Annotated in this window: 20 protein-coding genes and 2 tRNA genes; 10 read left to right on the top strand and 12 right to left on the bottom strand. The window is 73.2% G+C overall.

Annotated elements, in window-relative coordinates:
* The first annotated feature begins 683 nt into the window (after positions 1-683).
* The gene (locus tag AMK24_RS34800) at positions 684-926 is read left to right on the top strand and encodes a hypothetical protein (RefSeq protein WP_242435198.1); all 243 of its coding nucleotides are present in this window, start codon (positions 684-686) and stop codon (positions 924-926) included.
* Positions 927-1,339: 413 nt separating this feature from the next.
* Here AMK24_RS34800 and AMK24_RS20435 read toward each other — a convergent pair.
* Positions 1,340-1,413 (bottom strand) — tRNA-Pro (locus AMK24_RS20435).
* A 49-nt stretch (positions 1,414-1,462) separates the two neighbouring features.
* Positions 1,463-4,117: an ATP-binding protein gene (locus tag AMK24_RS20430; RefSeq protein WP_073770241.1), complete on the bottom strand. Its 2,655-nt coding sequence runs from the start codon at positions 4,115-4,117 to the stop codon at positions 1,463-1,465.
* 110 nt (positions 4,118-4,227) lie between these two features.
* On the opposite strand from AMK24_RS20430, the gene AMK24_RS20425 reads away from it, so the two are divergent.
* The 3 genes from AMK24_RS20425 (at position 4,228) to AMK24_RS20415 (ending at position 7,541) form a co-directional block, all read left to right on the top strand.
* Complete coding sequence (locus tag AMK24_RS20425) at positions 4,228-4,707, top strand: DUF309 domain-containing protein (RefSeq protein WP_073770240.1); 480 nt, start codon at positions 4,228-4,230, stop codon at positions 4,705-4,707.
* 352 nt (positions 4,708-5,059) lie between these two features.
* Positions 5,060-5,494 (top strand): hypothetical protein, encoded by a 435-nt coding sequence (locus AMK24_RS34795; protein ID WP_242435209.1) that lies wholly within the window; start codon positions 5,060-5,062, stop codon positions 5,492-5,494.
* Positions 5,495-5,615: 121 nt separating this feature from the next.
* Positions 5,616-7,541, top strand: coding sequence for a DUF2264 domain-containing protein (locus AMK24_RS20415; RefSeq protein ID WP_073770238.1), 1,926 nt, complete (start codon positions 5,616-5,618; stop codon positions 7,539-7,541).
* A 143-nt stretch (positions 7,542-7,684) separates the two neighbouring features.
* Here the strand turns inward: AMK24_RS20415 and AMK24_RS20410 are convergent, their stop codons facing one another.
* Complete coding sequence (locus tag AMK24_RS20410; RefSeq protein ID WP_073770237.1) at positions 7,685-7,972, bottom strand: DUF3040 domain-containing protein; 288 nt, start codon at positions 7,970-7,972, stop codon at positions 7,685-7,687.
* Between the two features lie 452 nt (positions 7,973-8,424).
* On the opposite strand from AMK24_RS20410, the gene AMK24_RS20405 reads away from it, so the two are divergent.
* The 3 genes from AMK24_RS20405 to AMK24_RS20395 all read left to right on the top strand — a co-directional run bounded on the left by AMK24_RS20405 (position 8,425) and on the right by AMK24_RS20395 (position 11,100).
* The gene (locus AMK24_RS20405; RefSeq protein WP_073770236.1) at positions 8,425-9,378 is read left to right on the top strand and encodes a HAMP domain-containing sensor histidine kinase; all 954 of its coding nucleotides are present in this window, start codon (positions 8,425-8,427) and stop codon (positions 9,376-9,378) included.
* Between the two features lie 2 nt (positions 9,379-9,380).
* Positions 9,381-10,073, top strand: a complete 693-nt coding sequence (locus AMK24_RS20400) for a response regulator (RefSeq protein WP_073770235.1) — start codon at positions 9,381-9,383, stop codon at positions 10,071-10,073.
* A 121-nt stretch (positions 10,074-10,194) separates the two neighbouring features.
* Positions 10,195-11,100 carry a DUF2510 domain-containing protein gene (locus AMK24_RS20395; RefSeq protein ID WP_073770341.1) on the top strand — a complete coding sequence of 302 codons (906 nt, stop codon included), beginning with the start codon at positions 10,195-10,197 and terminating at the stop codon, positions 11,098-11,100.
* A 238-nt stretch (positions 11,101-11,338) separates the two neighbouring features.
* Here the strand turns inward: AMK24_RS20395 and AMK24_RS20390 are convergent, their stop codons facing one another.
* From AMK24_RS20390 to AMK24_RS20380, 3 genes are all read right to left on the bottom strand, one after another.
* Positions 11,339-11,845 (bottom strand): GNAT family N-acetyltransferase, encoded by a 507-nt coding sequence (locus tag AMK24_RS20390; RefSeq protein ID WP_073770234.1) that lies wholly within the window; start codon positions 11,843-11,845, stop codon positions 11,339-11,341.
* Between the two features lie 258 nt (positions 11,846-12,103).
* Positions 12,104-12,709 carry a DinB family protein gene (locus tag AMK24_RS20385; protein WP_073770233.1) on the bottom strand — a complete coding sequence of 202 codons (606 nt, stop codon included), beginning with the start codon at positions 12,707-12,709 and terminating at the stop codon, positions 12,104-12,106.
* 235 nt (positions 12,710-12,944) lie between these two features.
* Positions 12,945-13,018: transfer RNA gene (locus tag AMK24_RS20380), tRNA-Pro, on the bottom strand.
* 127 nt (positions 13,019-13,145) lie between these two features.
* Between AMK24_RS20380 and AMK24_RS20375 the strand changes: the two genes are divergently transcribed.
* Both AMK24_RS20375 and AMK24_RS20370 read left to right on the top strand, forming a co-directional pair.
* The gene (locus AMK24_RS20375) at positions 13,146-13,877 is read left to right on the top strand and encodes a transketolase (RefSeq protein ID WP_073770232.1); all 732 of its coding nucleotides are present in this window, start codon (positions 13,146-13,148) and stop codon (positions 13,875-13,877) included.
* 83 nt (positions 13,878-13,960) lie between these two features.
* Positions 13,961-14,863 (top strand): transketolase family protein, encoded by a 903-nt coding sequence (locus AMK24_RS20370; protein WP_073770231.1) that lies wholly within the window; start codon positions 13,961-13,963, stop codon positions 14,861-14,863.
* Positions 14,864-14,900: 37 nt separating this feature from the next.
* On the opposite strand, the gene AMK24_RS20365 is transcribed toward AMK24_RS20370, so the two are convergent.
* The 5 genes from AMK24_RS20365 to AMK24_RS20345 are packed head-to-tail and all read right to left on the bottom strand — an operon-like array spanning position 14,901 to position 18,918.
* On the bottom strand, positions 14,901-15,485 hold the full coding sequence (locus tag AMK24_RS20365) for a GAF domain-containing protein (RefSeq protein WP_073770230.1): 585 nt from the start codon (positions 15,483-15,485) through the stop codon (positions 14,901-14,903).
* On the bottom strand, positions 15,482-16,105 hold the full coding sequence (locus AMK24_RS20360) for a GTP-binding protein (protein ID WP_073770229.1): 624 nt from the start codon (positions 16,103-16,105) through the stop codon (positions 15,482-15,484). Before AMK24_RS20360 ends, AMK24_RS20365 begins: the two co-directional genes overlap by 4 nt.
* Positions 16,083-16,454, bottom strand: coding sequence for a DUF742 domain-containing protein (locus AMK24_RS20355; RefSeq protein WP_073770228.1), 372 nt, complete (start codon positions 16,452-16,454; stop codon positions 16,083-16,085). The genes AMK24_RS20360 and AMK24_RS20355 overlap by 23 nt, the downstream gene beginning before the upstream one ends.
* Positions 16,455-16,456: 2 nt before the next feature.
* Positions 16,457-16,888 (bottom strand): roadblock/LC7 domain-containing protein, encoded by a 432-nt coding sequence (locus tag AMK24_RS20350; protein ID WP_073770227.1) that lies wholly within the window; start codon positions 16,886-16,888, stop codon positions 16,457-16,459.
* Positions 16,885-18,918, bottom strand: a complete 2,034-nt coding sequence (locus AMK24_RS20345) for a sensor histidine kinase (RefSeq protein ID WP_073770226.1) — start codon at positions 18,916-18,918, stop codon at positions 16,885-16,887. Before AMK24_RS20345 ends, AMK24_RS20350 begins: the two co-directional genes overlap by 4 nt.
* A 424-nt stretch (positions 18,919-19,342) precedes the next feature.
* On the opposite strand from AMK24_RS20345, the gene AMK24_RS20340 reads away from it, so the two are divergent.
* Positions 19,343-20,788 carry a glyceraldehyde-3-phosphate dehydrogenase gene (locus AMK24_RS20340; protein ID WP_073770225.1) on the top strand — a complete coding sequence of 482 codons (1,446 nt, stop codon included), beginning with the start codon at positions 19,343-19,345 and terminating at the stop codon, positions 20,786-20,788.
* 96 nt (positions 20,789-20,884) lie between these two features.
* Here the strand turns inward: AMK24_RS20340 and AMK24_RS20335 are convergent, their stop codons facing one another.
* Positions 20,885-21,313, bottom strand: a complete 429-nt coding sequence (locus tag AMK24_RS20335; protein ID WP_073770224.1) for a pyridoxamine 5'-phosphate oxidase family protein — start codon at positions 21,311-21,313, stop codon at positions 20,885-20,887.
* Positions 21,314-21,321: the final 8 nt, after the last annotated feature.

Raw genomic sequence — 21,321 nt, 5'->3', positions numbered from 1 at the left:
TCCGGTGAAGGTATAGCGGCAGTAAAGGGTGCGCCACGAATCTCATGGCCTGCACACCTATCCTTCGCAAGTCCCGGAAACGATGGGGCGATCCGGTGTGTCCTTTCGTTCTTCACCAAGCGGCAACGTGTGCGGTGAGTTCTCACCGGGTGTTCACCGGGACCCGCCGACTCCGCCCGCCGCCTCGACGCGACGCCCACCACCCGCCTGGCGAGGAAGAGACGGGCGCGCCGGGGCTCGGCCGCGGTAAGGGTGAGCGTCACGCGGCGCCCGTGTGACCAGTGGTCAGGCGGCCCGGCCCCACGCCACGCCGATGTTCGGCGACACCTCTGTCTTCCGGAGCCACCAGTGCGCCGGGGGTGCGGGAAGCAGCAGTACCCCGCTTGCACGAGGACGCGTACCCGTACGAGGACGCGGGCCCGTACGACATCGCGGGCCCGCGTCGCCCCGAGAACAGGGTCCTCGACGTCCTCGCTCCGATGGCACGGGCTCCGGGCCCCACGGATGGACCGGTCTCGATGACGCGGCTCAGAACCCGGAGCACGAGACGCCCCCCACCCACCCCTTGGCCGTCCACCCGCCGGAGTACATCGCAAGCCGCCTCCAGGAGATCGATCGGGGCAGCCCCGAGAACCTGCCCCCCCCCCCGGCCCTCACGGACGACGGCTGCACCCTGTCCGGCCTTGAGTCGCTTGGCCGAAAGCGAGGCGGAGTCGAAGGCGATGGCGCACATGCTCCTCCGGCGCTCCGGGGACTCCGCCCGTTTCCCCACCAACGTCGACAAGCCCGGCGACGTGACCGGCACGCTCGACTTCACATCATCGGGCCGGCCGTACAGCCCGCCGAGTATGCACTCGGAGGACTACGGCCTGATCGTCGTCTCGGGCACCGGGGTGGGCATGTTCTGGAACTTCGCCGACTGCTGAACCGCCGGCCACCTGCAGAAGCTCGGCTCCTGACGAGGCGATGGGAGAGGACGCCCCCACGCTGACCCGTCCCGCCTCCTGTCCCGGCCGGGAGACCGCCCGGCGGACCACCCGGCAGGTAATGACAGCCGCAGGATCACCGGTCATGGTCCACTGACCACCACCCAGCACTACCTGCACCCCGACGTCCACAGGATCACGGCCGCCGGGGCAGCGCTCCCGGCCCACTTCAACCTGCTGCGCGCACCCCGCTCACCGCCGAGCCCCACCGTCATGACCCGCTGAGCCGCAGACCCGGTCAAGGACGCCGGACCTCCAGCTCATCCCCGACCGGCCCCCACCGGTCCCCAAAAATGGTCAAGGGCCGGTTTCGGATTGCTCCGAAACCGGCCCTGATCTGCGACTCTCTCGAGTCGGGACGACAGGATTTGAACCTGCGACCCCTTGACCCCCAGTCAAGTGCGCTACCAAGCTGCGCCACGTCCCGCCGCGTTTCCCCCGGGTCTCCCGGGTGGCCGCGCAGGACAAACATTACCTCACTCGGAGGGCCGGATCGACGCACGCGCCTGTTGGGCGCGGGCGGCCAGGCCCTCGGCTCCGCAGGCCATCGCCTGCTTCTGCGCACGGGCCAGCTCCCGGTGCGAACCGATCGCGATGCCGTACTCGACCCGGGCGAGGGCGTGCTCGTAGGCGGAGGTGGACCTCTCCAGGTGGCCCACCGCCTCGGCGAGCAGCTGCGCGGACCGCTCCGGCGGTGCGAACAGGGCGACACAGCGCAGGGCCTCGCCCATGGCGGTGGGGGTGCCGAACCGTTCGGCGTGCACCCGGTTACGGGCGGCGAGATGGGCCGCGCGGGCCGGGTCCTCCTGGGCCAGCGCCCGCGCCAGGTCGCCGGCCCAGGGAGCCCAGACGCCGTTGAAGCGTTCCCTCGCCTCCAGGGCGGCGCCCGCCGCTTCGAGCTCGGCGATCGCCTCCTTCGTCCGACCCTCCGCAAGCAGCAGCCGGCCCCGGATGCACGGTCCGTCCGGCAGCACCATGGCGCTGGGGTAGGGCGGTCCGAAGTGGTAGCGGTCGGCGATGCCGCGGGCCTCCTCGGTGCGTCCCCGGGCCAGCAGGGTGTCGATGAGCAGACACGTCGCGTCCCAGTGGACGGGCAGCCCCGAACCGACACGGTCGGCGAGGCGCAGTCCCTCGCGCAGAAAGCCCTCGGCCTCCGCGAGACGCCCGCGACGGCGGTGGACCATACCGAGCAGGGTGTGGGCGAACGCCAGGTGGGCCCCGCTCCAGCCGGAGATCTCGAAGGCCCGGACCGCTTCGCCGAAGAGGCTTTCGGCGCGGTCGAGCTGATCGACGAAGGTGTAGGTGATGCCGACCATGGTGGGGAACTCGAAGCCCCACTCGGTGTCGGTCCAGCCGAGCCCGCGGGCGGGACTTCCGTCGATCAGGGCGCGTTCGCAGAGGTCCACGATGAGCTGGGCGTTCTCGCCGCGCAGCATGCCGTCGAAGGCCCGCAGGGTGAGCAGTGCCCGCTCGGCGTTGTCGCGGCCCTTGAGGTGGTCGGCGTTGCGGGTGAGGCGCCGGGAGCGGGTCGGGCCGTCCTCCTCGACGGCCTGCATGCCCTCCCACATGAAGTGGGCTGCCTGCAACCGCATCAGCCCGGGGCCGGGCGCGGTGCGCGCCGCCTCGGCGGCCAGCGAGATCGCCGCTTCCTTGAGCTGGTTGTTGTGGGCGAGCGCGGCGGCGAGCCGGAAGGTGGCGTCGATCCGCAGACCGTCGTCGAGCCCCGGCATGTCCAGGGCGGCGCGCAGGTGCTGGACCGTGGTGGGCGGGGAGCTGAGCAGCGTCGCGCAGCCCAGCTCGTACAGCAGGACGGCCCGGTCCTTGGGTCGCGGCGGTTCCTCCAGCGCCCGCTCCAGGCAGCGGCGGGCCGCTTCGGGCGCGCCGACGGCGAGGTGCTGGCCGGCGGCTTCCCGCAGCTGGGCGACCAACTCCTGGTCGTCGTCCGGGTGGACCTCCAGCAGGTGCCGGGAGGCCGCGGCGGCGCCGAGGCCGGCCCGGGTGATCGCCCAGGCGGCACGCCCGTGCATGGCGGTGCGGGTGGCCGGAGGGATCGAGCGGTAGACGGCGGAGGCGATGAGCGGGTGGACGAACTCCAGCGGATCGAAGCCGCTGACGATACGGGCGTCGCGCAGCCGGGCCGTGCAGTCGGCGGCCTCCGCCGAACTCATCCCGGCGAGGGTGGCGGCCAGTTCCTGCGAGATGTCGGTGCCCAGGACGGCCGCCGCCCACGCGAACCGGTTGGCGTTCGTGCCGAGCCGCTCCAGTCGGGCGACCAGCCCGCTGCCCCTGGCGGAGGCGCCGAGCGCCCGCAGTTCGCCCGCGGATTCCTCCACCGGCGGCAGTTCGTGGTCCTGGACCTTGGCGACCAGTTCGACCGCCTCGTACGGGTTGCCTCCGGTGACGGCCCACACCTCGCGGCAGAACGGGTCGTCGGCGTGCTCGCCCAGCGCCGCCCGGACCAGCACGGCGGTGGCGTCCGGGGTGAGGGCGCGCAGGGCGACGCGGGTCACCCTGCCCTGGCCGCCCGGCTCACGCTCGGCGGCACGGTCCGCGATGTAGTTGGCGTCGCGTTCGGCCAGTTCCTGCGGGCGGTGCGCCTGCACCACCAGGACCGGCAGTTCACCGAGGCGGGCGGTGAACGAGGCCAGCCAGGCGAGGGATTCGCCGTCCGCCCAGTGGGCGTCGTCCACGATGAGCAGCAAGGGGCGGTGGCTGAGCCGGGAGGCGAGCCGGCCGACGACGAAGTCCAGGCCGTCGCGCACGCCTTGGGGGTCGGGCTGCGGTCCGCTCGGCTCGGCCAGCCCCAGGGCCGGAGCGGTGGTCTCGTACCAGTCGCCGAACAGCGCCCGGGTCTCGTCCGGCGGGAACTGGTCGAGTGCGGGGTGCAGCAACTGCCGTACGACGTGGAACGGTACGGAGGTGACGGTCTCTCCGCCCCGGGCGGACCACACCGTGCAGCGGTCGGCGGCCATCGACTGGATCTCTTGGAGCAGTGCGGTCTTGCCGATCCCTCCCTCTCCGCTGAAGACCAGGAGCCCTCCGACGGCCTGCGCACCGCACAGGGCGTCCACCGCCTCGGCAGCGGCGGCGAGTTCCGGTTCACGTTCGTACAACGGCCGGGACGGCTTCATGCCCACCCTTCCCACAGAGGCAGTCTTCTCGACGGTCGAGCCTAGTCGTGCGCGGGTGCTCACCGACAGAGTTCGCGCGATTCCCTGCAGGTACGGGGCACAATCGAGTAGTGGACGAGATGCGCAGGGACCGTGACGCCGAAGGCCGGGCGCACAACGCGCGCCCCCGCGACGGGCTGGGGCGCCCCCTCCCGTACGGGTCGCCCGGCGTCGCACGCCAGCCGGAGGGGGTCGTGCGCACGCCTGCGGAAACACTGGCGGAGGCGCAGCGGCTGCTGGACGCGGGGATGCCGTTCCACGCCCACGAGGTCTTCGAGGACGCCTGGAAGTCCGGGCCGCAGGACGAACGGGAGCTGTGGCGGGGGCTGGCCCAGCTCGCGGTCGGGCTGACCCACTCCGCACGGGGCAACACCACCGGCGGGGCGCGGTTGCTGCGCCGGGGCGCGGGGGCGCTCGCCCCGTTCGCCGGGTCCGCACCGCACGGGATCGCGGTCGCCGGACTGTCTGAGTGGGCGCGGGAGTTGGCGGGCCGGGTGGAGTCGGGCCCGGTGGTGGACGCGGCGGCCGAGGCGCCCCGGCTGCGAAGGTGACCCGGATCGCCGCGCCGGGTCCGGTCGGATCGGAGGCGCCGGGTCCGGGAAGCGGGACCGTCCCCAGCTACTACGATCCGGCTCCATGAGCACTTCTGACCGGGACCAGCACCGGGACCAGCGCGAGAACGGATCGAGCGACGAGCGGACCGAGCCGGACGGGGACACCGACACCCTCATAGCCGAGGCCGCCCCGAAGACGCGGGAGGAGACGGGAGCGGCCGAGCGGGCGGCCGACGCGGACGGGCCCCGGGAAGAGGGCCGGGGCCGGGAGGGGAACGGGGGCGGTCCCGGTGCTCGGGACGAGCGCCACGGGCAGAAGGAGCCGGACGGACCCGCTGCCGGGGGCGGCCTGGGCGGTCCGGCCGCCGCGGAGGGTCCGGACGGACCGGCCGCCGCGGGGGGACCGGACGCCGCCGGCCCGGCCGATCACGGCGGTCCCGCTGCCGAGGGCGGGCGGGACGAGCCTGCCGCCCCGTCCGCTTCCGCCGAACCGGCCCACCCGCAGGACGAGGGCGGGCGAGCCGGGAAGAGGCTGACTCCGCGCCAGGCACGGCGGCTGCGGATCCTGCTCTCGGCCGTGGGCATGGCGGCGATGGCCGCCGTACTCGCGCTGCGCATCGCGAGCCGGTCGTCGGTGCTCGTGGTCGGCGTCTACGGACTCGCGCTCATCCTGTGCGGCGTGGTGATCGAGCTGAGCCGGAACGGCCGTACCAGGTTGGCCAGTTGGCTGTTGGGTGTCGGGCTGTCGGCCGCCGTGGGAGCGGACTGGCTGCTCCTTCCCTGAGGCGGGCGGCCCGAGGGCGATCAGGATGAGCGGGGACACTTCGTAGTGATCGTTTGATCGATCCACCCTCACTTCTGATCGATTCATTGACCCTCTTCGATCGGTCGATCATGCTTTCTCCATGACCGCCTCCGCTGCCGCCCTCTTCGGTCTCCCCCCGGAAGACCGCACGTCGAGCCCGTACACCGGTTACACCCGCGCCCACTGGGAGGCGGCCGCCGACGGGCTGCTGGACGCGGCGTGGAAGTGGGCGACACCCGGCGGCGCCCGGCTCGACCTGCCCGGGCCCCCGTCGCACTCGGGCGTCCGCTCGGACGGACTGGAGGGGTACGCGCGTACCTTCCTGGCGGCCGGTTTCCGGGTCGCGGGGGCGGGCGGCAAGGATCCGAACGGTCTTCTGGAGCGGTACGCGGCCGGACTCGACGCCGGTACGCGGACGCCGGGACGGGACGACGCGGAGTCCTGGCCGCTGATCCTGGACCACCACGTGCAGGGGCAGCCCATGGTGGAGTCCGCGTCGGTGGCGCTCGGCCTCCGGCTCACCCGGCCCTGGCTCTGGGACCGGCTGGCGTCCGACGTACGGGACCGGGTGGAGCACTGGCTGCGCGGTGCGCTGCGGCACGTTCCCGCGGGCAACAACTGGTACCTCTTCCCGTACACCGTCGCCGGGTTCCTGGAGTCGGTGGGGCGGGGCGACGCCGAGACGGCACGGGCCCGGGAACGGGCGCTGGAGCTGCTGGAGCACTGGTACCGGGGCGACGGCTGGTACGCCGACGGGGACGGGCGTTCCTTCGACCACTACAACGGGTGGGCGCTGCACCTGTATCCGCTGCTCGACGCCCACCTGGCGGGCGACGAAGGCGCATCGGCGCGCCACGGGGCCCGGTTGCGCGAGCACCTGGAGAGCTATGCGCTGATGTTCGGCGGCGACGGCTCCCCGCTGTACTTCGGGCGCTCGCTGGCCTACCGCTTCGCCGCGAGCGCGGCCGTCGGCCTGGGGGCGGTGACCGGGCACACTCCCCTCGCGCCCGGCGCATCGCGCAGGGTGGCGAGCGGGTCGTTGCGGTACTTCCTGGAGCGCGGAGCGGCCGGGGACGACGGGTTGCTGAGCCTCGGTTGGCACGGGCCGCACTCCGCGACGCTGCAGACCTACTCCGGCCCCGCCTCCCCCTACTGGGCGTCGAAGGCGTTCGTGGCCCTGCTGGTTCCCGCCGAGCACCCGCTGTGGACGGCGCCCGAGGAGGCCGCCCCGAGCGAGGGCCCCGACCGGGTGGTGTCCGTACCGGCGGCGGGCTTCCTGGTGCAGTCGACCCGCGCGGACGGCGTGGTGCGCCTGCACAACCACGGCAGCGACCATGTCCGCCCGGACGAGGGCGAGTCGGCGGCCGACGAGGACCCGCACTACGCGAGGCTGGCGTACTCCACGGTGACCGGCCCGACCTCGACGGACAACACGGCGGACAACCATCTGTCGGTGACGGTGGGCGGTGCGCGCAGCGCACGCCGGCGCATCCACCCCCTCGGGTCCGGGCACGGCGACGGCTGGGGCTGGGCGGCCTCCTGGCACCTGCCGGTGTTCCCGGCGGCCCCCTCCACCGTTCCCGGCCTGCGGGTGGAGAGCGTGACCGTGGTGCGGGGCCGCCACGAACTGCGGGTGCACCGGGTGCTGGGCGCGCCGGACGGGGCGCGGGCCGAGCTGACGGGCTGGGCGGTGGACCCGGGCGGCTCGGTGCGTTCGGAGCTGTGGGGGCTGCACGGCTGGAACGCTCCCGAGGAGGTACGGGCCCCGCGGGGAACGGCGTTCGCCCGGTGGGCGACCGTGCCCCGGCTGGCCGCGGAGGTGAGCGGCACGGTGGTTCTGGCGGCTCTGGCCTCCCTCACCGCGGATCCGGAGGCCGGTTCGGACGCCGGTGCGTCCGCGGGGGCGGTGGACCGGGTGGAGGCGGCGGGCGACACGGTCACCGTGCGCTGGGCGGTGGACGGGGCGCGGACGCGCGTCGTCTTCGGCCGCGGCGCGGTGACGGTCGATCACGGCCAGTCCTTGTAGGCGGGGTTCCCCCTCGCGGCCCGGCGCACTCCGACGAGGGGCCCCGGCCGCCTCACCGGGCTACGCGTCCGTTCCGATCGCCGCCGTCGGCGCCCGGGGGCGTGAACGCCCTCCCCCGCTCCGGTTCGGAGAAGGGGCCCCGGTCAGCGGGCGCCGGGGACGTCCCGCCCCTGCGGCCGTCCGCGCTGCGGGTCGAAGAGGTGGGCCGCCGCCCCGGACACCACCAGACCGGCGGCGATCAGGAGCCCGTCGGCCGCGCCGATGCCGGCGCCCAGCGCGGCGAGGCCGACGAGGAGCCACAGCCAGGCGTTGCGTCGGCGGTACTCGCGCGGTGGGCGCGGAACCCCGCCGGACATCGCCTCGGCGAAGCCGGGGTCGTCGTGACGCAGCTGTTCCTCCAGCTCGCGCAGCCGCTCGTCGTACGTGGGCATGGCGTGTCTCCCTCCCCGGCCGGGCGCCCTCCCGGCCTCGGCGACTCCTGGCCCGCACCCGGCACGGGGCAGGGCCCTGGGGCCCATCGTCGTCGGGGAGGAGCCCCGGCGCCATCAGGGGCAGCACCCATATCCGGGGGTGCGCACCCTGCAGACGAGGGGGCGCGAGGCTCGCCGAGGAAGCGCCGGAGCGGAACCGGGCGGCGAGGGACGTCCGACGCACGGCCACCGGTCCGGGCGGCGCCGGCAGGGCGGCCGGCCCCGCCGTCCGGGACGGCCCCGGCCCGGACGGCGGGGACGTCCCGGACCCGGCGGCCCGACGGGGCGGAAGGGCCGAGCCCTCCTGCACGGACGGCGGCCTCGGCCTTCCCTTCGGTCGCCCGGCGCGGCGGTGATGGGGGAGGCTGTCAGCGGGCCCGTACACCCCGACCCTCCGAAGGAGCCGTTCGACCTTGTCCCTGTTCTGGCGGATCTTCCTGCTCAACGCCGCCGTGCTGGTCGCGGCCGGCGCCCTGCTGCTGCTCGGGCCGGTCACCGTCTCCGCCCCGGTCCTGCTGACCGAGGCCATGATCCTGACCGGCGGCATCGCCTTCATGCTCGCGGCCAACGCGGCGCTGCTCCGCCTCGGCCTCTCCCCCCTCCAGCGGGTCGCACGCACGATGACGACCACCGATCTGCTGCGGCCGAGCCCGCGCCCCGAGGTGGCGGGGCACGGGGAAATCGCCGCGCTGATCGAGACGTTCAACACGATGCTGGACCGGCTGGAGGCCGAACGGGCCGCCAGCAGCGCCCGTGCGCTCTCCGCGCAGGAGGCCGAGCGCCGCCGGGTCGCACGGGAGCTGCACGACGAGGTCGGGCAGACGTTGACCGCGGTCCTGCTGGAGCTCAAGCGGGTCGCCGGCCACGCCCCGGAGCCGCTGGGCGAGGAGTTGCGGCAGGTCCAGGAGATCACCCGCGGGTCGCTCGACGAGATTCGCCGGATCGCCCGGCGGCTGCGGCCCGGGGTGTTGGAGGAACTGGGTCTGGTGAGCGCGCTGACGGCGCTGGCCACCGAGACGCCGGCGCCGGACGGGCTGACGATCCGCCGGCAGTTGGAGAAGGACCTGCCGGAGCTGGGCGAGGAGGCCGAGCTCGTCGTCTACCGGATCGCGCAGGAAGCTCTCACCAACACGGTCCGGCACGCCCGCGCCACCCGGCTCGACCTCTCGCTGCGGCACACCCCCGGCGGGGTGGAACTGCGCATCCGCGACGACGGCCGCGGCTTCGGCGATGTCCCGGAGGGGGCCGGCCTGCGCGGTATGCGCGAGCGCGCCCTGCTGGTCGGAGCCGAGCTCTTCCTCGGCCCCGGCCCGCGGGGCGGTACCGAAGTCCGGCTCCATGTGCCCGTACCGAACGGAAGCAAGTGATCATGCCCACCTCACCGTCCATCGCCACGCCGTCCGGAGGAGCAGCCGCTGTGACCCGCATCCTGTTGGCGGACGACCACGCCCTCGTACGGCGGGGTGTCCGGCTGATCCTCGACGGCGAACCGGACCTGACGGTCGTCGCCGAGGCCGGCGACGGCGCCGAGGCCGTCGAGATGGCCCGCGCCGTACAGCCCGACCTGGCCGTCCTGGACATCGCGATGCCCCGGCTGACCGGCCTCCAGGCCGCGCGTGAACTCTCCCGGACCATGCCGGGCCTGCGCATCCTGATGCTCACCATGTACGACAACGAGCAGTATTTCTTCGAGGCGTTGAAGGCGGGCGCGTCCGGTTACGTCCTCAAGTCGGTCGCGGACCGGGACCTGGTGGAGGCGTGCCGGGCGGCGATGCGCGACGAACCGTTCCTCTACCCTGGGGCGGTGACCGCGCTCATCCGCGACTTCCTGGAGCGGGCCAAGGCCGGGGGGAACCTGCCGGCGCGGGCCGTCACGGAGCGCGAGGAGGAGATCCTCAAACTGGTCGCGGAGGGCCATTCCTCCAAGGAGATCGCCGATCTGCTGGTCATCAGCGTCAAGACCGTGGAGCGGCACCGCGCCAACCTGCTCCAGAAGCTCGGTCTGCGCGATCGTCTGGAGCTGACCCGTTACGCGATCCGGGCCGGTCTGGTCGAGCCCTGACCGGCCGCGGGGGCGAGGGGGACGCGCCGGGGCCCGTGGGCCCCGCCAGGCGCACGGACGATCACCCCGGTCGTTTCATGTGATTCTCAGCTGATCCGCATAGGGTGCCCCCGTGACCCAGATGACCCCGCCCGGCTGGCACCCAGACCCCGGGCACTCAGGCAAAGGCCCCGCCCAGGAACGCTGGTGGGACGGCGGGCAGTGGACCGGCCATGTCCGCGCGGCGCCCGGGGCCGTACGCCGTCGCGGGCTGCGTATCGGCGTCGGCGTGGTGACCGGCGCGGTGGTGCTCGCCGCCATCGGGGGCGGCGTGTACCTGCTGGGCGAGGGCGACGGCGGCCGGCCGGGAACCGCGGCCTCCTCGCCGTCCGGCGCCCCCGAACTCCCCGGCGCCCCGGACGGTGGCGGGAAGGACGGCGGAAGGGGCGGTGACGAGGGCGGCGGCCAGGACGGCGACGGCCAGGAGCGCGGCGCTCGACCGCCGACCGAGCCGGGCTTCGCCACGGACGTGGCCGCCGGGATCAGCCTTCCGGTGCCCAAGGGGTGGAAGGGGACGTCCGGAATGGTCGGCGCCGGGCTGACGACGGGCGAGCACCCGTGCCCCGGAGACACCGCCGAGACCTGTGTCCGCGGTGGGGTGTTCTCGGCTCCGGCGGCGGCCGTGAGGCTCTCGGCCGAGAATCCGGAGGAGGCGGCGAGGAAGGACATCGCCGTGAACGCCAAGGAGTCCTACGGCGGCAAGAGCTACGGGAAGATCACCTCGCACGAGGTCCTGAAGTCCGAGACCGTCACGGTGGCGGACGGCAAGGGCTATGTCGTGCGCTGGAAGGTGGTGACGGAGAAGGGCGACGACGGCTACGTGGAATCGCTGGTGTTCCCCTCCCCCACGTCCAAGGACATGCTCGTCGTGGTCCGGTCCGGGTTCGACATCAACGAGGACGCCCCGAAGCTGTCCGTTCTGGACGAGATCACCGGCGGGATCAAGGCCGCGTCCGGGGGTGCGGGAGACGCCGGCGGAGCGGCCTGACCCCACGTCGGCCCACCCGCCGCCGCGCCCCGCGCAGCACCGGACGGCGGGTGGGGACCGTACCGGCTCCGCACCCGCCGTCTCCTGGAGCCGCCGGCCCCTCCCTCAGTCGGCGGGCGCCGGAATCGCCGAGCCCGGCCTCCCCCGCTCCCCGCTCCGCCACGGTCGGCGAACCGGTGCGGGAGGGCGGGACCGCCCGCGACCGTGACGGATGCGGGGCGCCGGCGCTTCCCCTCGGTCAGGGCAACGAGCGCGTCAGCCAAGCCACTTCGCCGTTCTCCTCCGTGGAGAGGCGGTCCCGTGCGAACCCGAGCTTCTCCAGCACGCGGAGCGACGGCGTGTTCCAGGTGCCGACGGTCGACCAGAGCCGCTTCCGCCCGGTCGCCGCGGCGGCCCTGACCACCGCACCGGCCGCCTCGGTGGCATAACCGCGCCCGTGCACGCGCCGGAACAGCTCGTAGGCGATCTCGGGTTCCTCCAGGGTGGCGCGGCCGACGATCAGTCCGCAGTAGCCGATGAAGTCGCCCTCCTCGCGGCGCTGGACGGGCAGGAGGGCGATCCCCGTGCGCTCCGTCTCGGCGAGGAATCCCGCGATGGACCTCCGGATGCGCTCGACCGGGGGCGTTCCCTCGCCGCGCTCGGAGAGGAGGGCGCAGAACTCGGGGGCGTCGGACTCGGCCCACGGCCGGAGCGTCAGACGTTCGGTCTCCAGCGGGAACGGCAGGGGCTCGTACGTGGTGGACATGCCGGCACTCTGCCCCACGCTGCCCGCGCTCCGTCCCGCGGGGCCCGTTCGCCCGGAGGCAGCGGCGGCGAGCCGTTCCTCAGAAGGCCCACGAGGAGCCCGGCCGCGCCGCGAACGGCGAGTGGGCCCGCGCGGTCTTCCCGTACGCCCGGGCGGCGCGAGGCCGTCCGCCGTCGCCCCGCCGGTTCGAGGAGCCGGTTCCCCCGGATCGAGGAGCCGGTCCCGACCGCGGAGGACCGGCCGCGCGCCGCACGGACATCACCGTGCGGAGGGCGGCTTCTCGGCCTCGACCGGTGCGGCCGGTCCGGCGGCCCGTTCGACCTTCGCGCGGTGGGCCGCGCGGGACTGCTCGTCGATCGGCTTCTCGTGTTCGGCACGCGCCCCGGTCCGGCCGTCGAGGCTTTCGCGCAGGATGTCGGCGTGGCCGGCATGCCGGTTGGTCTCGCCGAGGACGTGGACCATGACGGCGAACAGGTTGGTAACGGAGTACGGCTCCGGCCACCACGGCACGCGTCCGGGAGCGTCGAGGGGAAGCTCGTCGATCGTCGCGTCGGAGTGCTCCCATGCGCGCCGGTAGAAAGCGATGATCTGGTGGCGGGTCTCGTCCGCGGTCGCCCACAGATCGCTGCCGTCGGACTCCTGCCACCGGGGCAGCGGTTCCGGGGAAGGGCGGTCGAAGACCTCGCCGAAGTATCTGGCCTCGACGGTGGCCACGTGCTTGACCAGGCCGAGGAGGTTGGTCCCGGTCACCGTCAAGGGTCGGCGGGCGTCGTATGCGGAGAGGCCGTCCAGTTTCCAGAGCAGCGCCTCGCGGTCCCGCCGCAGTCTCCCGTGCAGGTTGTCCTTCGCGAATTCATCGATCATGCGGCAGGAGCCTGCCACGGGCTGTTCGGGGCCTCAAGATCTCGCATGCGGCCCGCAGAGCCGGGCCCCCGGCGGTCACCGCGCTCACCGCCGAGCCCCATCATCATGACTCGTTGACCCGTTGCCCCGGTCAAGGCCGCCGGACCCCCCACGGGTCCCCGACCGGTCCCCAAAAATGATCAAGGGCCGGTTTCGGATTGCTCCGAAACCGGCCCTGATCTGCGACTGTCTCCAGTCGGGACGACAGGATTTGAACCTGCGACCCCTTGACCCCCAGTCAAGTGCGCTACCAAGCTGCGCCACGTCCCGATGCCCGCCTGACCTGGGGTTTCCCCCTGGCTGAACGCGCATGAGAACAATACCGCACTCCAGCGGGTGATCACCAACAGCTTCTCCGCTTGACCTCAACCTTGGTTGATGTTGAACGCTCGGCACCATGACGAACACCACCGCCGCACCGGCCCACGACCGCCGCGCCACATCCGCCCCGGCCTCCGGCTTCCGGGACCTGCCCCGGCTGATCGCCCTCATGAACGGGGACGAGAAGCACGCCCCCGCCGCCCATTCCACGCTCGACGCCCTCTGGGTCCTCTACCACCGGGTGCTCCGGGTCACACCGGCGACGGTCGACGACCCCGGGCGGGACCGCTTCCTGCTCTCCAAGGGGCACGGGCCGATGGCCTACTACGCCGTTCTGGCCGCCCACGGCTTCTTCGACGAGGAACTGCTTCCCGGCTTCGGCTCGTACGTATCGCCGCTCGGCCACCACCCGGACCGGCTGCTCGTACCGGGAGCGGAGATCGGCAGCGGCTCCCTGGGGCACGGGCTGCCGATCGCCGTCGGCACCGTGCTGGGGCTGCGCGCCCAGGGCCTCACCGACCCCCGGGTGTGGGTCCTGATCGGCGATGCCGAGCTGGACGAGGGCAGCAACCACGAAGCCATCGCCCACGCCGGCCCGGCCGGGCTCGATCAGCTGCACACGCTGGTGATCGACAACGCGTCCGCCACCCACGGCTGGCCCGGCGGGATCGCCTCCCGCTTCACCGCCGCCGGATGGGCCGCGGAAACCGTGGACGGCCGCGACCACGAGGCCCTGCACGCGGCGTTCACCGCGCCCCACCCGGGCAGGCCCCTGGCCGTCGTCGCCCGCGTCGAACCCAAGAGCTGACCGCGCCCGCCTCCTTCACCCCTCACCCCCACCGCACCACCGCACCACCGCCGATCCGTATGTCACACGCCCCGGGAGGGCCCATGGACACCATGCGTGACCGATTCATCAGCACCGCCTCGCGGCTCCTGGACGAGGAGCCCCGGCTGGCCGTCGTGCTCGCCGACATCAGCGCCGACGGCTTCGCCCCGGCCCGGCGCGCCCACCCCGATCGCGTGATCAACGTCGGCATCCGGGAGCAGCTGCTCGTCGGGGCCGGCGCGGGCATGGCGCTGGCGGGCATGCGACCGCTCGTGCACACCTTCGCCAGCTTCCTGGTCGAGCGCCCCTTCGAGCAGGTCAAGCTCGACTTCGGGCACCAGGGCGTCGGCGGTGTCCTGGTCAGTGCGGGCGGCTCGTACGACTGGCCGGCCGGGGGTTTCACGCACATGGCGCCCGGCGACGTGGCCCTCCTGGACACGCTCGACGGCTGGACCGTGCACGTGCCGGGCCACCCGGACGAGGCCGAGGCCCTGCTGCGGGACGCGGTCGCCGGAGACGACCGGGTCTACGTACGCCTCTCGCTCCAGGCGAACCGCCGGGCACGCCCGGTGAGCGGCGCGGACGGGTTCGCCGTGGTGCGCGAGGGACGGCAGGGAACCGTGATCGCGGTCGGCCCCCTGCTCGACAACGTCCTCGCGGCCACCGAGGGGCTGGACGTGACGGTGCTGTACGCGACGACCGTGCGGCCGTTCGACGCGGCGGGGGTACGCCGGGCGGTCGGCGCGACGACGGCGGCGGACGTGGTGATCGTGGAACCGTACCTGGCGGGCACCTCCGCCGCGGCCGCGGGCGAAGCGCTCGTGGACCTGCCCCACCGGGTGCTCGGACTGGGGGTGGGCCGCGCCGAGCTGCGCCGGTACGGCGGCATGGACGAGCACCTGCGGGCGCACGGCCTGGACCCGGCGGGCCTGCGGGAGCGGATCACCGGGTTCCTGCGCCCCTGAACGGCGAGTCTCCCCGGGGCGGGCGGTGTCAAGGGCGTCAGGGGGAGCAGTGGCCCTCCCGGTCGTCGATCTGGCGGACGAGTTCGTGGGCGAGCGATTTGATGGTGTCGAGTCCGGCCCGCCCCCAGGGACGCGGCACGGTGTCGACGGCGCAGACGGTGCCCAGCGCGATGCCGGTGCGGTCGATCAGCGGAGCCCCGAGGTAGGAGCGGATGCCTATGTCGTCCACCACGGGGTTTCCCGCGAACCGCGGATAGTCGCAGACGTCGTCCAGCACGAGGGCCTTGCGCCGGACGAGGACGTGCGGGCAGTAGCCGTGGTCGCGGGCCATGTACCGGCTGCCGCGGTCGCTGCCCGCCGCGGCCGAACCGAGCTCCTGTCCGCGGTGGCCGCCGGCCGGGGTGTGCAGTCCGGCGAAGAACTGCCGGTTCTCGTCGATGAAGTTGACCATCGAGAAGGGGGTGGCGGTGACTTCGGCCACCTTGTCGGCGAAGGCGTCGAAGTCGTCGTAGGAGGCGTCGGGGCGTTCGCCGAGGTCCAGCGTGCGCAGCCGCTCGGCGCGGGCCGGGCCGTGCCGGTCGGTGGGCGTCAGGAGCATCCTGCCGGGGGCGAAGGATGTCACGGATGGGCTCCGAAGGTCTGGAGTGGGGCGGGGGCGGAGGTGGCGTTGATGAGGTGCTGGACCAGGGTGACGAGGGCGCCCGTGCCGGAACTGGCGATCCGGGCGTCGCACAGGACGACGGGCACCTCCGGCCCGAGGTCGAGCGCGGCGCGGACCTCGTCGGGCTCGTAGCGGTAGGCGCCGTCGAACTCGTTGACGGCGACGATGAATCCGATGCCGCGCCGCTCGAAGAAGTCCACGGCGGCGAAGCATTCGGCGAGGCGCCGGGTGTCGGCGAGCACCACCGCACCGAGCGCGCCCTGGGAGAGTTCGTCCCACATGAACCAGAAGCGTTCCTGGCCGGGGGTGCCGAACAGGTAGAGGACGTGCTCTTCGGACAGGGTGATGCGGCCGAAGTCCATGGCGACGGTGGTGGCCGTCTTGGACTCGACGCCCTCCAGACTGTCCGTCCCCACACTGCTCTGGGTCAGCAACTCCTCGGTGGACAGCGGGGCGATCTCGCTGACCGCGCCCACGAACGTCGTCTTGCCGACGCCGAACCCTCCGGCGACCAGCACCTTCAGGGCCACGGGAAAGAAGCCGGGGGCTCCGGTGCGGTCAGAGCTGTCGTCGTAAACCATCGAGCACTGCCTCCAGCAGAGATCGGTCGGTGGGCATGTCGTGGAAGGCGGGGGCGTGTGCGGTGACCGCGCCGCAGGCGACCAGGTCGGAGAGGATGACCTTGGCGACGACCGCGGGCAGCCGGAGGTGGGCGGCGATCTCCGCGACGGACATCGGCCCTTCGCACAGACCGAGGGCGATGGTGTGTTCCGGGCCGAGCGGGACGTCCGGCTCGATGCCCGTGGCCATGATCAGGGACAGCAGATCGAACGCAGTGGACGGCCGGGTACGGCCGTTGCTGATCGTGTACGGGCGGATCAGCCGGCCGGCCGCGTCGTCGAGCAGGGGCCCGTCCTGCGGGACCGGCACCCTCAGATCCCCGGGGTGAACGGCCCGGCGGGCTGCCGCAGCGGGGTCGCCAGATAGGGCCGGACGCTCTTGACCAGCATCGCCATCTCGTAGCCGAGGACGGCGGCGTCCGCTTCGCGCCCGGCGAGGACGGCGAGGCAGGTGCCCGATCCGGCGGTGGAGACGAACAGCAGCGTGGAGTCCAGTTCGACGACCACCTGCCGCACGTCCCCGTTGTCCCCGAAGCGGGCCCCGGCGCTGCGGCCCAGCGAGTACAGGCCGGCGGCCAGAGCCGCCATGTGGTCGGCGCTGTCGGGGTCCATGCCGTGGACGGATTTCACCAGCCCGTCGGCGGAGAGCAGGACCGCGCTGCGCGTGTGGGGCACGCGCTGGACCAGTCCGCTCAGCAGCCAGTCCAGGTCCGAGACCTGCCCGGACCGCATGTCGCTCGTCATGGTGTCTGCTCCTTGGAGGTGGTGTCTTTCCGGGGTTCCGGGACGGCCCCGTCCGGCAGGTACGGGGGGACGGGGTGCGGATACGCGTCGGGCGGGTAGCCGGCCGGTACGGGCAGATCGGCCGTGGAGAGCGCCTGATCCGGCCGGGGGCCCCTGGCGGGGTTGGGCCGCTCGTGCGGGGCGGTGGCGCCGCGTACGGGGAGGGGCGAGAGGGATTCCAGGGGGGCGTCGAGCGCGGTCCGCCCGGTGGCTCCCGCGATACCGGAACCCCCGTGCTCCCCGCGCTCCCCGTGCAGGCTCTCCTCTTGGGCGGTCCGGGCCTCGGCGAGGTCGATGCCGCGCCGGAAGGCGGCCATGAGCCCCGGGTCGTGCAGGGCGTGCTCGTCCTCGACGCGCGGAACGGGCGCTTCCCTCAACTGCGGTACGAGGTGTTCCTGATGCGACCGCTTGGGCAGCTCGGGGCGGGCGGGGGGCGTGGCCCGGCGGTCGTCGCGCTCATGGTCCTCCGCCGGCGCGGGTCCGCCGGCGCCCCCGGCCGGGGCGGCGGCCGGTGCGGGCCGGTCGACGCGTTCGGCGCGCAGCGGGAGGGGCGGGGCCTGTCCCGTCGGCGGTTGCGGACGGTCGTTCTGCCCGGGGGCGGGCGGATGGGCGCTGCCCGGGGAGGTACGGGCCGGGGGCTCGGCCCGCGGCGGCCCGCTCTGCTGCGGGACGGCGGGGGGCCCTGCCTCGACGGGCGGACGGTGCACGGCCCCGGTGGGCGGCACGGGCGCGGCGTCGGGCAACGGCCGGGCGTCGGGATCGTCCCCGAGCAGTGCCTGCGGGAGGACCAGCACCGCCTGCGTACCGCCGTAGATGTTGCTCTGGAGGCGGACCGCGATGCCGTGGCGGCGGGCCAGCGCCGAGACGACGAACAGGCCGATCCGGCCGTCCTGGAGCAGGTGGGCGACGTTGACCTGGTCGGGGTCGGAGAGCAGGGCGTTCATCCGCTTCTGCTCGTGCTCCGGCATGCCGAGGCCGCGGTCCTCCACTTCCAGGGCGAGCCCGGCGGTGACGTGCTGGACGCGCAGGAGGACCTGGGTGTGAGGGGCGGAGAACACCGTGGCGTTCTCGACCAGTTCGGCCAGCAGGTGGATCACGTCGGCGACGGCGTGGCCCCGCAGGGTGCCCTCCATCGGCGGGACGAGTTTGACCCGGGGGTACTGCTCGACCTCGGCGATGGCCGAGCGGAGCACCTCGGTCATGGTGACCGGGTTGCTCCACTGCCGGCGGGACACGGCGCCGCCGAGCACGGCGAGGTTCTCCGCGTGGCGGCGGATCCGGGTGGCGAGGTGGTCGACGTGGAAGAGGCCCTTGAGGAGATCGGGGTCCTCGACCTCGTGTTCGAGCTCGTCGAGGATCTGGATCTCGCGGTGGACGAGGGATTGCAGCCGACGCGCGAGGTTGACGAAGACCTCGACCTTCTGTTCGTTGCCGGCCCGGCTGAACATCTGGGACGCCTGGACGACGGCGGCGACGGCCGCCTCCTGGCCCCGGGCCATCTCCTGTCCGAGCAGGTCGAACGCGTCGCCGTCGGCCGTCCGGGGCTGCCGGGTCGGGCGCGGGGCGACGCTCTCGCCGTCGCGCAGCCGCTCCACCACCCGCCGCAGTTCCGCCTGGCCCTGGGCGCCGGCCCTCCGGAGGGCGAGCGTCCGCTCCAGCACCTGTCCCGCCACCCGGTTGGCGCCGACGCAGGCGGCGGCGATCGCGGCGACGGCGAGGGCGCCCGATCCGGCGAGCGCCGCCCACAGGCCGGGCGAGGGGGCGACGGCTCCGGCGCGCGCGGTGAAGAGAACGGCCGCGGCCCCGCTGAGCACCGCGGCGACGGTCGGGAGCAGCGCGGTCCGCAGCAGTTGGGGGCGCAGGCGGAGGCCGGGGGGCGGTCCTGCGGCACGGGGGCCGCTCGGGGCCGATGGGGCGCGCGGTCCGGGGCGGCCGTGCCGCCCGCCGTCGCGGCGGTCCGGTCGCGCGTCGGGTGCGCGAAGTTGAGACATCAGCGTCCTCGGTACAGGGGGCACCGGGATCCGGCGGTCGTGCCGGCGTCCGTGCGGTGGCCCCTACGGTGGTCGGTCAGGCGCGGGTCATCGGTCGGGCAGGCCCGAACGACATGAGCCCACCGCTGATCACCGGGCACACACGGTAGTCGTCAATGTCGTATGCGCGACGGGCAGTTGTCGAACTTGCCCGCCATCCGTCCCACTCTGGTATGAGCCCTCGTACGCGCGCCCGATTGCGCCGCCCCCGCCCCGCATCGCTCCCCCGGCCGCTCCCGGCCATCCGCATGCTGGACATCACGCGCCCGCGGGGCCGCCCCCTGGGGCCTCATTCCGCGCCCTACCCGCAGGTAGGGCACCGCCTGAAGGGTCCGGGAAGCGGCCGGTTACCATATGAGCGCCGCCTAGCTCGAAAGATAAACTTGTGACTGTCAACGACGACTCGTTCACCAACTGGATGCACCGCGAGGAGATCGCGGAGTCGATGATCCCGATCATCGGGAAGCTGCACCGTGAGCAGGACGTGAACGTCCTGCTGCACAGCCGCTCCCTGGTGAACAAGTCGGTGGTCAGCATCCTCAAGACCCACCGCTTCGCCCGCCAGATAGCCGGCGAGGAACTCTCGGTCACCGAGACGATGCCGTTCCTGCGGGCGCTGACGACGCTCGACCTCGGCCCGTCCCAGATCGACATCGGCATGCTGGCCGCCACCTACCGGGCCGACGGCCACGGGGTCTCCGTCGAGGAGTTCACCGCGCAGGCCGTCGCCGGGGCGACGGGCGAGAACAAGATCGAGCGCCGCGCGTCGCGCGACGTGGTGCTGTACGGCTTCGGCCGCATCGGCCGCCTCCTGGCCCGTCTGCTCATCGAGAAGGCCGGCTCGGGCAACGGACTGCGCCTGCGGGCGATCGTCGTCCGCAAGGGCAAGGGCCAGGACATCGTCAAGCGCGCCTCGCTGCTGCGGCGCGACTCGATCCACGGCCAGTTCCAGGGCACGATCACCGTCGACGAGGCGAACAGCAAGATCATCGCCAACGGCAACGAGATCCAGGTGATCTACTCGGACGACCCGACGACGGTCGACTACACGGCGTACGGCGTCAAGGACGCCATCCTGATCGACAACACCGGCCGGTGGCGCGACCGCGAGGGGCTGTCCAAGCACCTCCGGCCGGGCATCGCCAAGGTCGTGCTCACCGCGCCGGGCAAGGGCGACGTCCCCAACATCGTCCACGGCGTCAACCACGACACGATCAAGCCGGACGACCAGATCCTGTCCTGCGCGTCCTGCACGACCAACGCGATCGTCCCGCCGCTGAAGGCGATGGCGGACGAGTACGGCGTTCTGCGCGGACACGTGGAGACCGTCCACTCGTACACCAACGACCAGAACCTGCTGGACAATTACCACGACTCCGACCGTCGTGGCCGTTCGGCGGCGCTCAACATGGTCATCACCGAGACCGGCGCCGCCTCCGCCGTGGCGAAGGCGCTGCCCGACCTCAAGGCCCCGATCACCGGCAGCTCGATCCGCGTGCCGGTGCCGGACGTCTCGATCGCCATCCTCAGCCTGCGGCTAGAGCGCGAGACCACCCGCGAGGAGGTCCTCGACTACCTGCGCAACGTGTCGCTGGCCTCGCCGCTCAAGCGCCAGATCGACTTCATCAGCGCGCCCGACGCGGTCTCCAGCGACTTCATCGGCTCGCGCCACGCCTCGATCGTCGACGCGGGCGCCACCAAGGTCGACGGCGACAACGCGATCCTCTACCTCTGGTACGACAACGAGTTCGGCTACTCGTGCCAGGTCATCCGGGTCGTCCAGCACGTCTCCGGCGTGGAGTACCCGACCTACCCGGCCCCGGCGGTCTGACCGCCGGTACGCCCTTCCGCGACGGCGCGCGGCGCCCGGCAGACCTCCTGCCGGGCGCCGCGCGCCGTCGTGACGTACGGGTTCGTCACCCCCGGCTCAGACCTGGCCGAGGTCCGAGGCGACCCACCGCTCGGGGCGCAGGGCGATCACCACCTGTTCGCCGTGGTTCTCCCAGGCGAAGTCCACGTAACCGGCAACCTTCTCGGCCGGGAGGTAGCGGGCCGACATCTGCTCCAGGTCGGCGCGGGTGGCGGGCCTGGTGTCGACGACGGGCCCCTCGACGGAGACGTACCGGATGGTCGGCTCCAGCCGGTCGACCAGCAGCGTGAACCGGCCCGCCGCGGAGATCAGTTCGGCCTTGCGCGAGGTGCGCCCGGTGAGGATGCGGGCGTCGCCGCCCGGTTCGTAGGCGTACCAGATCGGCACGCTCAGCGGGGCCCGGCCCTCCTCCCCCGACGCCACGGACAGGGCGGCGACACGGGGTTCGGCGAGGAACTGTTCGCGTTCTTCACGGGTGAGTGCCACGGCGCGCT

The organism is Streptomyces sp. CB02366 (genome assembly GCF_001905905.1).
Taxonomy (GTDB): domain Bacteria; phylum Actinomycetota; class Actinomycetes; order Streptomycetales; family Streptomycetaceae; genus Streptomyces.
The sequence above is the reverse complement of the archived record's forward strand: the minus strand, read 5'-3'. Positions and strand labels throughout refer to the sequence as shown.